Origin of the sequence: Nostoc sp. (assembly GCF_036916975.1) — a bacterium.
Taxonomy (GTDB): Bacteria; Cyanobacteriota; Cyanobacteriia; order Cyanobacteriales; family Nostocaceae; genus Nostoc.
In genome coordinates this window covers 42,705-59,598 of the sequence record NZ_JBALFF010000115.1, presented here as the reverse complement: position 1 = coordinate 59,598, position 16,894 = coordinate 42,705, and the positions used below count along the sequence as shown (strand labels likewise).

The 16,894-nt window shown below is 40.4% G+C and carries 11 protein-coding genes; 3 read left to right on the top strand and 8 right to left on the bottom strand.

Annotation, left to right across the window (positions count from 1 at the left end):
* The first annotated feature begins 786 nt into the window (after positions 1-786).
* Positions 787-1,809 carry a zinc-dependent alcohol dehydrogenase gene (locus V7K73_RS26720; protein WP_334884638.1) on the top strand — a complete coding sequence of 341 codons (1,023 nt, stop codon included), beginning with the start codon at positions 787-789 and terminating at the stop codon, positions 1,807-1,809.
* A gap of 69 nt (positions 1,810-1,878) precedes the next feature.
* On the opposite strand, the gene V7K73_RS26715 is transcribed toward V7K73_RS26720, so the two are convergent.
* Both V7K73_RS26715 and V7K73_RS26710 read right to left on the bottom strand, forming a co-directional pair.
* On the bottom strand, positions 1,879-2,883 hold the full coding sequence (locus V7K73_RS26715) for a hypothetical protein (RefSeq protein ID WP_334884633.1): 1,005 nt from the start codon (positions 2,881-2,883) through the stop codon (positions 1,879-1,881).
* A 258-nt stretch (positions 2,884-3,141) separates the two neighbouring features.
* On the bottom strand, positions 3,142-4,761 hold the full coding sequence (locus tag V7K73_RS26710; RefSeq protein WP_334884631.1) for an ArnT family glycosyltransferase: 1,620 nt from the start codon (positions 4,759-4,761) through the stop codon (positions 3,142-3,144).
* 1,165 nt (positions 4,762-5,926) lie between these two features.
* Between V7K73_RS26710 and V7K73_RS26705 the strand changes: the two genes are divergently transcribed.
* Positions 5,927-7,108 carry a hypothetical protein gene (locus V7K73_RS26705; RefSeq protein WP_334884629.1) on the top strand — a complete coding sequence of 394 codons (1,182 nt, stop codon included), beginning with the start codon at positions 5,927-5,929 and terminating at the stop codon, positions 7,106-7,108.
* Positions 7,109-7,116: 8 nt separating this feature from the next.
* On the opposite strand, the gene V7K73_RS26700 is transcribed toward V7K73_RS26705, so the two are convergent.
* From V7K73_RS26700 to V7K73_RS26680, 5 genes are all read right to left on the bottom strand, one after another.
* Entirely contained in the window at positions 7,117-8,433 is a 1,317-nt protein-coding gene (locus tag V7K73_RS26700; RefSeq protein ID WP_334884627.1) for a recombinase family protein, read from the bottom strand.
* Between the two features lie 304 nt (positions 8,434-8,737).
* Complete coding sequence (locus tag V7K73_RS26695) at positions 8,738-9,097, bottom strand: VOC family protein (protein WP_334884625.1); 360 nt, start codon at positions 9,095-9,097, stop codon at positions 8,738-8,740.
* Positions 9,098-9,158: 61 nt separating this feature from the next.
* Positions 9,159-9,779, bottom strand: coding sequence for a Uma2 family endonuclease (locus tag V7K73_RS26690; RefSeq protein WP_334884623.1), 621 nt, complete (start codon positions 9,777-9,779; stop codon positions 9,159-9,161).
* A gap of 93 nt (positions 9,780-9,872) precedes the next feature.
* Positions 9,873-11,570 (bottom strand): tetratricopeptide repeat protein, encoded by a 1,698-nt coding sequence (locus V7K73_RS26685; protein WP_334884622.1) that lies wholly within the window; start codon positions 11,568-11,570, stop codon positions 9,873-9,875.
* Positions 11,521-12,864 (bottom strand): P-loop NTPase fold protein, encoded by a 1,344-nt coding sequence (locus tag V7K73_RS26680; RefSeq protein ID WP_334884621.1) that lies wholly within the window; start codon positions 12,862-12,864, stop codon positions 11,521-11,523. Before V7K73_RS26680 ends, V7K73_RS26685 begins: the two co-directional genes overlap by 50 nt.
* 711 nt (positions 12,865-13,575) lie before the next feature.
* Between V7K73_RS26680 and V7K73_RS26675 the strand changes: the two genes are divergently transcribed.
* Entirely contained in the window at positions 13,576-15,477 is a 1,902-nt protein-coding gene (locus tag V7K73_RS26675) for an adenylate/guanylate cyclase domain-containing protein (RefSeq protein WP_334884619.1), read from the top strand.
* A 188-nt stretch (positions 15,478-15,665) separates the two neighbouring features.
* Here the strand turns inward: V7K73_RS26675 and V7K73_RS26670 are convergent, their stop codons facing one another.
* Positions 15,666-16,838: a homospermidine biosynthesis protein gene (locus V7K73_RS26670; RefSeq protein ID WP_334884617.1), complete on the bottom strand. Its 1,173-nt coding sequence runs from the start codon at positions 16,836-16,838 to the stop codon at positions 15,666-15,668.
* Between the last annotated feature and the right edge of the window lie 56 nt (positions 16,839-16,894).

Sequence of the window (16,894 nt, the reverse complement as noted above, 5' to 3'; positions counted from 1 at the left end):
AGAACCGTAGTTTTTGCCCTCACCCTAAATCCCTCTCCCAAGTCTGGGAGAGGGACTTTGAAAACGTCACATTTTAGAATGAAATAGCCCTGATAAAAACCTAGTAGAAATCAAAAACTAATTTACTTTAAACCTATCAACTAGTGTTCTGTCCCATTAATTTTGCGGGGCTGCGAGATCCCCGACAACTTCTACGAAGTCGGGGATCTGAACACCACGAACCTCTGAAAAGTTTTGCGACACAATACTAAGCTAATCAGCATTTAAGTTGCATAATCAGGGCGCTCATGTTGCCCACCCCACAAGATATAGCGGTTAGGAGTTTATGTGAGGTACATCCGTAGGGGCCAGGCACTGCCATGCACTTACAACTGGCGATATAATGTTGTACCGCATCTGAATGGGAACCGCTATATTGATATTTTGATATGCAAATTAGATGTGTTTTAGCTTAGTACAGGTCGGCGGAAATCAACCTACCATTCAAAATAGCCAGAAAGCCCAAAATTAAAGCATACGTGACCATAAATAAAAAGGTACAGAGCAACTAAATTTATTTACGGAAAATAAAAAATATGTATTTCGAGACACGACATGCTGTGAAATACTACGTCAATTGACTCAGAGCAACTAAATTTATTTATTTGCTTTGGTAAATTTTTGAATGCGTCAATGCGTGACTTCCCCGGACGCGAGTGTGTCCCCAAGGGTTGGGGCTGACTTTTGCCTTACGGTACTAGCTTCAACTGATAAAATCGGATGGAGCTAATTAATAGGTTTAAAGCTTTGTTAGCAGCGTTACTTTATGGGCAAGAAAATTTAAGTTTAGAGCAAGTTCCTGACCCCACTCCGGCGGCGGGCGAAGTTGTGATCCAAGTGGGGGCGGCAACAACTTGTGGTACAGATTTGAAAGTCTGGCGGCGTGGTGGTCATGCCAAAATGTTGATACCACCAACGCTGTTTGGTCACGAAGGGGCTGGGCGAATTGTTGCCTTGGGTGCAGGGGTTACAAATTGGCAAATAGGCGATCGCATTGTCGCTAATAATTCCGCGCCATGCACAAAATGCTTTTTTTGTCAACGACAAGAATATTCATTATGTCCGAATCTGACCTGGAATAATGGGACCTTTGCGGAATACTTGAAAATTCCTGCACCGATAGTAGAGCATAATTTATTACAGATTCCCGATGAGTTGCCGTGGGAATTGGCAGCGATGACGGAACCCTTAGCTTGTGTGTTGCATGGTGTAGCCCGTTCTAACGTCAAAGCCAAAGATCGAGTAGTCGTCTTAGGAGATGGGGCGATCGGGTTGATGTTTGTGGCGGCGTTGAGTGAGAAAGCTGAGGTGTTGCTGTGGGGAGGTAATAACCACAGGCTAGAAATTGGTCAAAAATTGGGTGCAACCCAGACCTTTAATTATCATCAAATCGCGGATATTCCCAGCGTAGTGAAAGAACTTACCCAAGGATGGGGCGCAGATGTAGTGATTGAAGCAACTGGTGTACCAAGTGTTTGGGAAAGTGCGATCGCTTGCGCCCGTCCTGGTGCAACAGTCAACTTATTCGGTGGATGTCCACGGGATACCAGCATTACTGTCAACACAGAACAGCTACACTACAGCGAACTGACCATCAAAGGCGTGTTTCATAATACACCAAAGTATGTGCAGCAAGCGCTGGCACTGATTGCTAGTCGCAAAATTCCCTTTGAGTTACTTATTAGTGAACAGCGGCCATTAAAAGATTTAGAACAGGTGTTTTGTGAGATGAAAGCGCGTCAGGTAATTAAGGTAGCGATGATTCCTTAGTTTTTTGCAGAATACAGCAGATGTTCTGAGTTTAGCCAAACAATGGAGAAAATCTGGACACCAGAGGAGCTACAATTTACCATCCGGCAATACTTCGGGTGAAAACATTGCCCACAACGAGTCATAGTAGGGGACAAAATAAGCAGCCTGTTGGGGTTCCAGACGAGAGCGGATCTCAGTGCCGAGTAAGTGAATCAATTGCCGCACCAATTCCCAGCGTACCTTTAATCGGGGATACAGCATGACACACAATGGAAATAGCTCTTGTTGTATGGCGCTAATGTTGTTTTCCAAAACACAGACCCACAGATACACCTGGAACATCTCTATATCACGGACACTCGAAATCTGAACGCTAGTGTCACTTAAACGACCTGTATGGCTTTGATAGTTAGGATACATCTGCATCACCCGTTCCGCAATCTTGGTCGCAATCTCGCTGGAGAATGGCAAAAGTTTTTGGACAGCTTGTAATTGTGGTGCATCATAAGCATATTCTGCTGCTGCCTGGTAAGCACGCTGGAGCGGCATATAGAGATGGTCATCAATCACCTTAAAGTAAGCACTCAGCGATGCTTGCTGCGCTGGCGGTGTCAAGTTGAGTAGTATTTGTCCGCCGTAGTGAAACTGTATACTAATGAAGCCGATCACTCTAGGATCATTTGCTGTGTACTTCTGCCGAATTTTTCCCAATTCCCTGGTAACCTTGGTAGAAAACTTCGCTGGGGGAATCTGTTCGGCATAAGCTGAGAGGGCAGTTTGATAAATTTTGTGGGTATCCTTGGCGACTTCCCACGGATCAATTAATTCAGGGTCAATTTGATGCCGAATCACCTCTTGAGACAAAAGCGCTTCCGTTCTTCCCCACGCTTGCAGACTCGTGGTTCGGAGTGCCTGGATTAACGTTGTTGCAACCTCACTTGCGATTTCACTGCCCTTAAGAACTTCGATGCGATCGTCCTGTTCAGCTAGATTTCGCAAATACTTCTTCGCCCACGCTTCTGAAAATGGTTGATTTGCTACTGTCTCAAGCCTTCTTACTGGTTCTGTTAACAATGAAAGATTATGTGGCATTCTAAGCACCTAATTACTAAATTTAATAAATGAAATATTTCGTAAGATTCCCATTGTAAGTAAATAATACTACTATTGAAACAGGAATAATACGTAAATTGTCATTTATTATTCAAACTAAATCCCAGGTTTTTTAGACTTTTTGGAAAAAGGCTCGCCAGATGAAGGGAGGCAGGGTGGGCTTTGCTGGGGAGAAGTTTCCCCTTTTTTTTCTGCCCCCTGCACCCCGCCCCTCTGCCTCTTTTTAATTCCCTAAACTTAAAGACGATTAGTATCTTTTGTAACTAACTTCCAGCCTTCAGCTTCGTCAACTAGCTTGATTGACTCTAATTCGAGATTGTTGAAAGCAGATGCATGAAGGAGAAAGTAGGGTTGCCCGTTGTAGTGCCAATAATATTCAAGTTCGCCAACAGAAGCGGGTATGATGGTGCGATCGCTATAAAAATCCAATGAGGGACGATGATAGGGAAAAGATGTGTAAATCTTCCTCGTAGCTGGATTTGCCCGCACGATCATCGCAGCGACTGGTTTAACTGGATAAGCTTCAGATAATTCCCAAACCCAGTAGTTAGATTTCATTAACAGTAGCAGCGAAATATAACTTCCCCAAAACAAAATCTTCAGAAATTGCCCATCACCTCGTTCTGCCAAAATAGCTGCTAAGGTCATAGTTAAAGCTACTGCTGCAAAAATCAGTTGTAAGTCTGTTTTTGGTGTTGTACCCCAACTGAAATAAATACTACCAGCAGAAGCGGCTACAGCAAGTATCGCTAAACCAGCAACCCAAGCACGGGGATAAGATGAGAGTAAAGGCGAATTTTCTGTATCTGATAATTGGATACCAAAAGCTAAAGCTAAACTAGGGTAAATCGGAAATAAATACCAGGGAACTTTGGTAATCATGAAAGAAATTACCAGCAGATAAACACCACTCCACGCCATTACTAATTTTGCCCAACTAAGGTTGCGATTTTCCCAGGTTAAGCGGATAGTTTGCGGTAAAAATAATAGCCACGGCCATGTGTATTTGAGAAGTTCAATAACATAGTACCAAGGTGGTTCAGGATTTACTTCTACAAATGAGCCAATTCGCCCTAGCGATGGGTTTACAAGCCCAATTTGGGCGAAAATGTAACCATAGTGAATTAGTTGGGCAGTATACCAAGTAGCTACAGGCAAAATACCAATTAAAATTGCTATCCACAGATAGTAACAGGTGAGCAGTCGTGGCGTATCCCAAAACAGAAATACAATGGCGATCGCACCTAGTAATACGCCTAATAATCCTTGAGTCAGGCAAATCAGCCCAAAACTAATCCCAACACCAAGGCAATAACGTAAATCTCGGCGCGATCGCAACACGCACAACATCATCACCATCAAAAAACTTACCATCGCCCCATCCAACATTGCCAACCGCCCATGACGCACCACCGGTAGCATTGTTAAATAAATCAAGGCGCTATAAATAGCCGCCCAACGTTGGCGAAATATCTCTCTAGCAATGCAATACAGTAAAGGTACAGATGTCGCTGTTAAAATTGCTCCAGGCAGGCGCGTTGTCAACTCATTTTCGCCTCCTAAAGAATAAGCCCAAGCAATTAGCAAATGTATCAAAGGCGGCTTGTTATGATATGGTTCACCTCCTAACGTTGGGTAAAGCCAACGCATTGAACCTGCTGGAGCGTGCCAAATTTCCCGAGCAACCTGTGCCACAGTCCCTTCATCCCAATCTCGCAACGGCAATCCTCCCAGATTGATGCTAAAGAGTAACACTGCTGCCGATAGCAATATTATTAGCCATACCCAATCAATCCATTTGCCAACCGGGCGATGCTGTTTTTCTAGATGACTCCAAATAAAGCTTCCTTCTTGCATATTCTATGTTAATCATTTTACTTTCTGGTTTGATTACATAGAGACATCTAGCGAATCTCCAATGTTGTCACCCAGGAACAACGTATGTTATTAACAATTGCTAGTTTCCAAGATTAACTCAAGTTTATCTAATTAGCCCTATTTTTTGAAAAATTTATATTGGTTATTTAAATAACATTTTTGCCTATAAATGATAAAAATCATACATTCCATAAATTATTTATTACCTGTTGGATAATCCGTAAATGAACTTGTATTTTTTTTCATGTGACGCTTAGTTTAAATTTTATTTACTTAGTTTTTATCTAATTAAATTCCAATCCAGTTAAGTTAAAGCCCTCATCCCCTAACCTATCCCCCAAAGTTGGGATTCGGGGAACTAGAATTATGTCTCCTCTCTCCCACCTGAAGGGAGAGGGGCTGGGGGTGAGGGAAAAGATTTAAGCCAAAATTGGGATGCTCCCGCGTCAAAAACCATAAATTAGACCTCTTGCAATACTGCGTAGGTTTTGAAGATTTGTAGGTTGTGTTGAACTTAAGTGTTACCCAACAAAGCAGAGCTATTTCATTCTAAAATGTGACGTTTTCAAAGTCCCTCTCAAAGATGTGGGAGAGGGATTTAGGGTGAGGGCAAAAACTACGGTTCTCAACTTAAATCGCGTTTAAATTCTTATTTTTCTGAAAAAGATTCCTAAAAACTGCCGTAAAAATAGAATGAAATAGCCCTGCCCAACAAAGTCTTGAAAATATTGGGTTTTGTTCCTCAAACAAACCTATTAGGAACTAATTGATACAGGATATAAATGGCGTGCTAAATCACTAAAAAAATATCTATATTTTTTTGATTAGTAATTTTAAGAATAAAAGTTAATTCTTTATTACCTAAAACATTGATTTAATGTTCAATAATTATTTTTAATTATTAATAAACGCAATTTGATAAAGTAACATTTATTACTTTAATTTTGATTAAGTAATTATTTAATTGTAACATTTATACTATAAAATTCTGTAAAAGCATTTTTTTAGAAGAATAGGACTTACGCATCAAGTCCGAAATGTCGGGGCAATTCATGAATTGCCCCGACGATAAATCAAGGCTTTCAGTGCCTTTTTGCATAAATCCTAAAGAATAAACAACTAGAAAATTAGGGGAGTATTGTCAATGAGTTTACCTGTGATTGTGGATATTACTATTGGTTTAGTTGTTATTTACTTCATTTTGAGCCTGATAGCTTCTGAAATTCAAGAGTTGATTTCTACATCTTTACAATGGAGAGCTAAACATTTAAAAAGCTCAATCGAATTACTTTTAGCAGGTGGTAGCGAAACCGAAGAATCAGAAATTATTAAAGCAGAAAACTTGGTAAATAAACTTTATACCGATCCTTTGATTAATACCTTGAATCAACAAGCCAAGGGGAAAATAGAAAAGCAGTTTCGGGGAATTAGTAAAAATATTGATACAAAAGGACTTGGAGAAAAACAAAGTGGTCCCTCCTATCTTCCTTCTGAAACCTTTGCAATTACTTTATTAGATACCTTAAAAATCCCCCAGTTAATTAATTATGTTAAAAATTATAGTGAAAATGGTGAAACTAATTTACATATAATATTAGCATTTTACAAAGAGCTTAAAATAGGTGTTAATAATCAAGATAGTGAAGAATATAAAACTATTCAAACAATTTATGGAGATATTGACCAAAATTTTATAGATTTTGTTAATAAAGATTTGCCGGATGATGTACCTGATAATTTAATTAAGAGTCTTGGGGTGATTGCTCAACGGAGTAGGATCAAGGTTGGCAACCTCACCGAAGAAATGAATCAGTTTAAAAATGAAGTCGAAACATGGTTTGATCGCTCTATGGATCGAGCCAGTGGCGTTTATAAGCGCAATGCAAAAGGAGTTGCAATTTTAATTGGGATATCAGTTGCCATATTCACTAATACTGATACATTTCACTTAGTTAGTAGATTGTCGCAGGATTCGGCTATCCGCTCTGCTATTACTCAAAGTGCAAGTCAACGAGCCGATTTTATCAATGATCCACAAGCCAGAAGACAAATTGAGAAACTTTTAGGAGATGCTTCTGTTCCCATTGGATGGCAAAACATCAATCAGCAGTTTGAGTTATTAGATGTTAAAGACTCGAATAGTGAAAATGTTGTATTAATTAGAATTTGGCAGGGTTTTAAATTAATTTGCGGTTGGATTGTGAGTGGTTTGGCTATTTCGATGGGTGCGCCTTTTTGGTTTGATATCCTAAATAAACTTGTGAATGTGCGAAATGCAGGGCCAAAACCTGTTGCGTATACTAAGGATCAACCAACTCAGAAATAGCGTTTCAACTAAAAAATAAAAATAACTTGGAGTTTTAATTCTTTATTTTCAACAGTAATGTCAATTTGCCTGATAAATTCTCGAAAGTAAAATCGTCGCTCTGTTTCTGATAAATCTAACCAAAATTGTGGTATAGAAACAGCTTGAGCAACAGAACGCAAGTTAACTGGGGGGAGAGTCGCCAACTTTGCTTCGAGTGCAGAAATTTCTGTGCGGAGTTTGTAAGCCCTTAACTTTGCTGTTTCAACATCTAAAATTCCAGTTTCAATTAAAGCGGGTAATTGAGCAAGGATTTCTTGCTGACGAGCGATCGCTTGTCCTAAACTATTCTTGACTGCATCCAACTGGGGAAAATTCATCCCCGCTACAGCTAAGGGTAAATCACGGCAAACGGTTTCAATTGTATGTTCTAAAACCTCTTGGTAGGGAATAGCCTGACACTTGGGGCGTTGAGGACAGCTAGTAGAACGTAAATAAAGATACTCCTTATCTTGGTTGCGTTGGGTGACACGAGTAACTGTTAGATGTGACTGACACTCAGCACAGACAACCAACCCAGCTAAAGAACGGGGTGCGCTAGCAGTTCGGGATGGTAAACGGCTGTTACGGCGTAAAAGTCGATCAACTTGGGCTGCTTCTTCTTTAGAAATTATCGGAATATGGGTATTAGAGATAATTTCACCATTTTGGTAAGCTGTATTGCCGCGATAAACTGGATTAGTTAGCCAGCGTCTTCCTGTGGTGACAGAGATTTTTTTGCCGTATTTTTTCGCCAAGTAACGAACCGAACCTCGCAGGGAACCATAGAGTAAAAAGTGTTCAAAAAAATCTTTGACTACTGGTGAAGTACTGCGATCAATGGTATATTTTCCCTTACCTCTGCGATAGCCGTAGGGAACTTTGCCGGGTGGCGGTGCAACTTCAAGACGATTCCGGGCGTGTCCTTGACGGATGCGACGACTCCGTTGCTGACGTTGGATTGCGTGTAGCAAATTTAGCAAGTCAGCGCCCAGGGGGTAATTTTCGGAAGTGTAGGGTTGTTCTGTGGCAATTATCGCTACTCCCATTACTTCGAGTTGATGTAAGCGATCGCTAATTTCCTCTACAGTATCCCCTAATTCTTCTAACCGACGAATTAACAGATAATCTGCTGGTTCAGTTTCGCAATCGGTAAATAATTGTTGTAATTGCGTTCGCGTAGTCTGTGCAGAAGACTCTGGTTTACCCAAATCTTCATAAACCCGATCCACCTCCCATCCCCAATCGGCTTGATCGGGAGAAGATTCTAGTAGAGGATTGGTGTAAGAATAGGCAATTATTTTCATTAGTCATTTGTCATTTGTCATTATGGAGCATTGAGGATGAGTAAGGGCATGGCACTGCCCATTGGTGTCAACTTAAGGTAGAAGCTAAGACTGGCAAGCTTTCCAGGTTTGACCCTCACCCCCAACCCCTCTCCCAATTTTGGGAGAGGGGAGCAAATTCTCTAGTTCCCCGAATCCCAAGTTGGGATTCGAGGTTAGGGGATGAGGGCAAAACCTCGAAACAAGACAGATTTTTGCTTAAGTTGACACCTATGGGCAAAGAATTGCCCCTACGATAAGGTAAGGGCATGGCAAAGACAAGCCCCTACTGCTGACTTAGCTCGATAATATTTCCATCAGGATCTTGAGTGAAGAGGGCAGGGCGACCGGAAGCGCTGGGTTGAATGGGATAATTATGATTCAGCAAGTCTTGTTTGGCAACGTCTAAGTTAGCGACTGAGAAAGCGACGTGGGGGTTGCGTCCCCATTTTTCGTTTGAGTTTTCGGTGGGGACAGTAGGTGCAACTATCAGGTGAATTTGATAGTTGCCGACTTGATACCATGCACCAGCGTATTTTAGGGAACGATCTATTTTGGATAATCCCAATACTTTGCCATAAAAGTGTTCGGAGCGTTCTAAGTCAGTCACGAGAATTGCTGTATGGAGACTTTGGGTAATCTGCATTGTTGGTAAGTCCGATCGCGTTTATTTAAATTTTGACGAAAACTGATGTGCTACGTTGCAACTATGCAAGGTATCCACCAGCTTTAAAAATCTGTTTGGCGGTTAAATCTAACTCTGGTAAAGTAGGCGAGACGATGCGCTCATTGCCTCTAAATTGAGTAACTTGGTATTCACCGTCAACTAATTTGTAAATAGAGATAGTGGGTTCTTTAGGATTACCGATAAACTTTTTACCACCGATAGCTAAATAATCAACAATCCAATATTCTTTTATTCCTATCTCTTCATATTGTCCTAGCTTTTTATGATAATAATCCCGCCAGTTAGTACTAAAAACTTCAATGACTAAAGGAATCGAATCAGCAAATTTAACGGTAGAATATTTCTGCCAAAGTGGCTCTAATTTTAAAGCAGGACGGTTGAGTAATAGCAAGTCTGGAGAATAGCAAGATTGGCTACTAGCAGATTGGACTAATGCTGTTTTTGGGATGGAATAAGGTAGATCGTTACGAACGTACTCAACAGCAATTTTTTCAACCAAAAATCCAACAATATCCTCATGATCTCCTACTGGTTGTGCCATTTCAACAATCACGCCATCATGTAATTCGTATCTTCCGCCTTCGGGTCGCCATGCTGTAAAATCTTCAAAGGTTACTAGTTTGGGTATGGCTTGAGTCATAATTTGTTACGGCAATTACTTGATTTATACGGCAATCTTATCTTATGAACATATAAATATAACTATGTCAAACAAGCGATGATCGCCTTACCATCACTCTGGTAATTTCTCTAACACCTCCCGTGCGATCGCCCCCCAATATTCATCTTTATACTCAACATATATCTCTAGCGCTGTCTGCAAATTAATCCTTGCCTCTGCATAGTTTTCTTCTGCTTCTGCAAGCGTTCCTAAAGCGTGGTAAGTGAATGCTTGGGAATAGCGATCGCCAAATTCGATTTTGATAGCCAAAGCTTGTTGGTAATTGCGTCGTGCCTCCTCAAATTCCCGCAAATTTTGGGCAATTCTTCCCAACTCGTGGTATGTGGCAGCTTGGGAATAGCGATCGCCAAATTCGATGTAGATTGCCAAAGCTTGTTGGTAATTACGCCGCGCCTCCTCAAATTCCCGCAAATCTTGGGCAATTGCTCCCAAATTGTGGTAGGTACGTGCTTGAGAATAGCGATCGCCAAATTCGATTTTGATAGCCAAAGCTTGTTGGTAATTGCGCCGCGCCTCCTCAAATTCCCGCAAATTTTGGGCAACTCTTCCCAACTCGTGGTAGGTGCTAGCTTGAGAATAGCGATCGCCAAATTCGATTTTGATAGCCAAAGCTTGTTGGTAATTGCGCCGCGCCTCCTCAAATTCCCGCAAATCTTGGGCAACTCTTCCCAACCCGTGGTAGGTACGTGCTTGTGAATAGCGATCGCCTATTTGTTGTTCAATTTCTAGACACTCTTGATAGAAAGTTGTCGCCTGTGTAAATTGTCTCAAGTTTCGATAAGCATTCCCCAGGTTAAACAAAGCAGCAATTTCGCCGCGAGGATTCTGAAGTTGCTGTGAAATACTTAAAGATTTTTGATAATAAGCGATCGCTGTATCAAATTGCCTTTGCTGCCCATAAGAATTTCCTAATGTGTTGAGGACTTCAGCATAGAAGGTAGAATCTTGAAACTCATTAGCTATTTTTTCGGCTTCTTCTAGATATTCTCTAGCTTTGATAGGTTGATTCTTACTTATATACGCAATTCCTAGCTGATGCAAAATATTACTACAGTTGCGGAGGTTTTCGCCTGTTGCTTGATGTCCAGTAGGTTTATATTCCATTAGCAAGCTGTGTAATAAATCGATCCGCTCTTGCTTTTCTGGAGGTTCTAATCTGTTTATAATTCTCTCAGTATTTTGAGTTTCATGAATTGCATTATCTTTGGTAACTTGAGGCGTTTGAAACCGAAACATCCCCGATTGCCAAGCCCAAAAATCAGGAGCAAATTTAGCTAACCGAGTCAGGGCATAATCTGGCAGAATAAACAGAATGGGATGAGGAACAGTTCTTTTATAAGCATCTCGGACAAAGTTGAGGTCTTGTAAAACTGGCGGATAGTCTCCATAAACCCCAATAGACTTTTCTAACCCTTGTACAATCAAGACTAATTTTTTGTTATATTCTATTTCAATAGTTGGTAATATCTTGACAATTTCATCCTTGAGAAATCGCAAATTGGGATCAGAAAAACTCAGGGTAAAAAACTGAATATCCCGACACTCAGGATTTGTTTTTAACGCCTCAACTAATATTTCTACATCTGGGGGAAAATTAATTTCTACAAAACCAATCTTAAACTTTTCTGCAAAGTCTATAAAAGTGAGTAATTGAGCAAATATATCTTGATTCAGCGCGATAAACGTCCCGATTTCTGAGCTAATGTTGGGCTGCGAGTGCGGATTTGATGGCTTTCTGGAAAAATTCATTTTGTTTCACCACTGGATTCGGGTAATTCCATCGTTTATCGCCGTTGTATTCCAAAACTGAAGTGTTAAACAGCATTAATTGACCAATATCATCTTTACTGACATTTTTGGTGATACAAACTTGGGCTAAAAACGCATAATGTTCTTCAGGAATAAACCTTTCAAAACTAAATTGCTGTTGTTTCACAGCATAGATAATATCTTCAGCAATAATTTTGGGATGTTTGCGAGTACTAGCAGTTAGACAAGCAGTCTGTATCATCTGCATTAATTGGCGGACATGTCCACCACTGGCTTTGGCTAAATCTAGCAATTCCTGGCGAGATTCAAATACAGCATCAATATCTACCCGCTTTTCAATGACGCTAGCGATTGCTTCTAGTCCCGTTTGATTGTAGTTTAAATCGCAGCGATCGCGTTCCAATTGATAAATATCCACCATTGGCACAATATGAGGATTACCATCAAACTGATTGAGTGGATTTTTAGGCGAACAAAGTACAGAAATTGGCACTGTATAAATTATCGTGCAATCTAGTTCTTGTAACTGAGGCGCATAATCAAAAAATAAATGTTCTGCGATCGTTGGTGGTACACGATCCATGTTGTCAAATATAATCAATAAACCTTTATATTGAGGAAATTTTTTTCGGAGTTTAACATAGGCATCTCCTAATAAAAGGTTAATATCTGCTTTAAGACGTGATAGGTCTTTTTCTAAAGTTTGGCGAATAGTAGTTTTTTGTTTATCAGAACCTTTAATTTGTGCTAGTAATTTGACCATCAATTTAGCAATAAATGGAGCTTCTGGTTTCAGAGTCGCTTCTCCCTCAATACTGACAGACCTTTCTACAGTTTCTTCGGTTTCTTTAGTAATATCCTTAAACCAAGATTCAAAGTTTTCTAAAAGTTTAGTATCAAATTTTAAACCTAATTTACGCAACTCAAATTCTACTTGTTTGATAACAATTAAATATAAATCTGTATAACGAGCATCATTAATATCTCTTTCTTCGTTAACTCCTAAATAAATTACGTGATATTGTTCTTCCCATTGCTTCTGAATGCGTTTTAGCTCTGTACTTTTGCCACAGCCGCGATGTCCGGTAAACAAAATTGTGCGGAAATCTGTAGGTTCTTGAAAGTCTAAAATTTGACTAACTTGTTCAATTGCTGAAGTTTTGCGGACTGCTGATAAATCAACATAGTACCGTTCCATATCTACACCCTCTAGCGGTTCAACATTACAAACTTGAAATGCAGCTTTGAGAGTATTAGCACGCTGGTGATTCATTGGGTTTTTACTAACTTTATATATATGGTTTTCTCAACTTTAAATTTTAGGCGATCGCAGTGCAATTTTTCATTTAATAAAAGTTTACTTTTTAACCAACAAAGTTTTGTAGTATCTTATACTTTAATAAAGCGGACAACAATATAACGTTTTTCGCTTATATACAGCTTACTCCCCAACCCTAGTAGTAAAAATTTAATTGTCAATCCTCCAAAAGACAGAAAAATGTTATTGGCGCTCACTTAATTACGAGCAACCAAATCAAAAGGGAGCATCCCGTCAGGTGCAAAAACTTTGTGTTTGCCCTCATCCCCTAACCTATCCCCCATCATATGGGATTCGGGGAACTAGAATTATGTCTCCCCTCTCCCATATTTGGGAGAGGGGCTGGGGGTGAGGGAAAAGATTTAAGCACTCATTGTGATGCTCTCAATCAAAAGGTTGTTCATGGTCGTTTTTGCTCAACCACACTAGATTGATATGAAAAAATAGCCCACTTAATCAATTCATATAAATTTCAGTAATAAAACTGAGTATTCGAGGATGTTTGAAAAGTTCTTAGTGATGTATCAAATACTTTTAGATCCTCCTAAATCCACGCCAGTTACTCATGGGAGAAACCAGCAATACCGCACTAGCTCAACGATAAATAAAACTGCTATATTACTATACCTTTCAATTTACTGTTATTTAATTTAATATAAAAGTTACATGGATCAAGTGATTACTGCAATCGCAGATGTTTTGTTTATAACCAATAATTTAGGAAAAATAAAAAAAGTAAATCGTGCTGCTCAAAAATTATTTGGTTTTAGTGAAAAAGAATTAATTAATCAACCAATATCATTGATAATTGATGATGAACAAGTCTTAATACCAGCCATTCACCAGCATTCTTTTTTTCATAAAAATCTTGAGAATTTAGAGGTAGTTTGCCGAACCAAGACTAGAGAAAAGCGGTTGATTGCTTTTTCTTGTTCAGTAATTCCGAAAAAAATCAAAGGATTAGAAGATATTCTCTACATTGGTCGGGATATTACTGCTCGGCAGCACCGAGAACAGCGTACAAGTACCCAGTATGCTATCACTCGTATATTATCAGAATCCCAAACTGTAAAACAGGTAATTCCGCAAATTTTGCAGTCGATTTGTCAAAACTTGGGATGGGATTTAGGCGAACTTTGGACACCAAGTCAATATATTGGCACTTCGGTAGAGGGACATAGCCTCAATGCAGTACTAAGGTGTGTGGAAATTTGGTCAAGTAGAGTAATTTCTGCGCGAGAGTTTAAAGCAATCACCTGGCAAACTACCTATACACCCGGTGTTGGCTTACCTGGTCGAATTTGGATTAGACGTTTGCCCCTGTGGATTCAAGATATCACAGAAGATGGAGACAATCGGCGATCGCAACCTGCTGCTGAGGCTAGATTGCACGCAGCTTTTGGCTTCCCCATCTTAGACGATAGTGAAATCTTAGGAGTGATGGTTTTCTTTAGCCGGGATGTACAACCAAAAGATAAAGACTTATTGCAAATGGTGGGTTCTATTGGTAGTCAAATTGCCCAATTTATCAAACGCAAACAAGCAGAAGATGCACTTGTAGAAAGTGAAGAAAGATATCGATATTTATTTGAAAATGCTAATGATTTGATTCAATGCGTCAATGCATCTGGTCATTTTTTGTATGTCAATCGTGCATGGCAAGAAGCTTTGGGATATAGCGAAGCTGAAATTGCGAATATGAATGTTTTTGATATTATACATCCAGAGTTCAAACAAGAGTGTTTGCAAAGATTTTATCGGGTGCTGTCAGGAGAAAAGATCGGGCAAGTAAAAGCCGCATTCGTGACTAAATCCGGTCAAACAATATTTATAGAAGGTAATATTAACTGTAAATTTGTCGAAGGTCATCCAGTTGCAACTCGCGGCATTTTTCGCAATATCACCCAGCGACTAGCAACAGAAGAAGCGGTGCGCCATCAGCAGAAAGAAACCGAACATTTATTGCTGAATATTTTGCCAGCAGCAATCTCCAAACCTTTGAAAGAATCAGCTAACATTGTCGAAGAGGTTGGTGATGTCACAATTCTATTTGCAGATATTATCGGCTTTAGCGAAATTGCTGCTTCTATGAGTGCAATTCAACTGGTAAACTTACTCAATTCAATTTTTTCAACTTTCGATCGCCTCACCGAACAAGATAGTTTACACAGAATCAAAACCATTGGCGATGCTTATATGGTAGTTGGTGGTTTGCCCCCACGCCGCCGAGATCATCCTCAAGCGATCGCTCAAATGGCACTCCAGATGCAAACTGCGATCGCTCTATTTAATACTCAGAATAACCAAAACTTCAGCATCCGTATCGGCATCCATACTGGTATTGTAATTGCCGGAGTAATTGACTTCAAAAAACTTACGTATAATCTCTGGGGAGACACAGTAAACATCGCTCACTGCATGGAATCGCAAGGTATTGTTGGTAAAATACAAGTTACAGAAGATACTTATAAATCTTTATGTAATGAATTTTTATTTGAAAAGCGGGGCGAAATCGAAGTTCAAGACAAAGGGAAAATGACCACTTATTTGTTGATTGGGCAAAAGTAAAACCTCACCCCAACCCTCTCCTTAGTAAGGAGAGGGAGCAAGAATCTTGTTTCTCATCTGGTATATTTGCAAAATTGTGTCCTGACGGACATCCCTATCCCTCTCCTTAATAAGGAGAGGGACAGGTTTTGCTATGCAAAACCAGGGTGAGGTTTCTTTGAGCTATTCGATAAATTTTGACGCCTTCCCTACGTATTCGGAATCAACCGCCCACAAGGATAAGTCGCCGTTTGCTTTTGGGCAGTTTCAGCCACTGCTGCTGGAATTTGATCCGATGATTGGGTTTTGGCTGCTAGATAGTCTTTTTGCAGTTTATCCAAAATAGCTTCTCGCCTGTCGTACACACGCTTCAGGGGACGAGGCTGGCATTTGTTCAAGACGTATGCTGTTACCAATGGTAGAGCGATCGTGCTATCGGTATAACAAACAATAGTGTTAGGTAACTCTTCCGGGTCAATCTTACCCCAACTGACAGCTTCCGATGGGGTTGCTCCAGACAAACCGCCTGTATCTGGACGCGCATCGGTAAATTGTACAAAGTAATCGTGTCCTCGTTCTTCTAGCCCCAATACTTCGTGAAGTTGCGGTTGGGTTTGGAGCAAAAAGTTTTTGGGACTACCGCCACCAAGAATTACAGCCGCACTTTTACCTCCAGATTCACGGGCATTATATGCGATCGCAGCCGTCTCATTTACGTCAATTGATGGATCTAACACCAACTGCGAACCTTCCAAAGCCAAAGCTGCCACGTTCATCCCAATTGAGCTATCTCCTGGAGAAGACGTATATATAGGCACGCCATACTCGTAAGCTGTAGCCAGCAAACAGGAATGCTGTACACCCAACTGCTTTTCTACTTCTCGAACATACTTACCCAGTAAATAGTGAAACTCAGCAGTTCCCATCCGCTTCTGAAATGCTTCCCCTTGCAGAATCTTGCGGATGAACGCATCAGTTTCTAGCAGCACATCGTAACCAAAGATAATGTCATAAATGCGAATAGTACCTTCTTGGCGCAGTTTCACATCATCCAAAAACGGATTACCAGCAAAAAGTTCAAAACCCAAACCGTAGTGCATATCGTGGTAAAGATTTGCACCAGTGCTAATCATCCAGTCAATAAAGCCGTTGCGAATTAAGGGTGCAAGCGCTGAAACCCCGAATCCTGCTGGCGTCATTGCACCGGAAAGGCTAACTCCCACCGTCACACCTTCCGTTAGCACATCACGACTCAGTAGTTGGCAGATTTCCCGCAACCGTGCTGAGTTGTAAGCGGTAAAGTATTGATCGATCAAATCCACCACATTGATATCATTTGATATAGGTGTAGGTGCGATTTTTTGACCCAGCTGTTTAGACATTTTGGCACTCCCGAACAGTAAACACGCCGAATCTAATGTTATCTAGCTTTCAACCA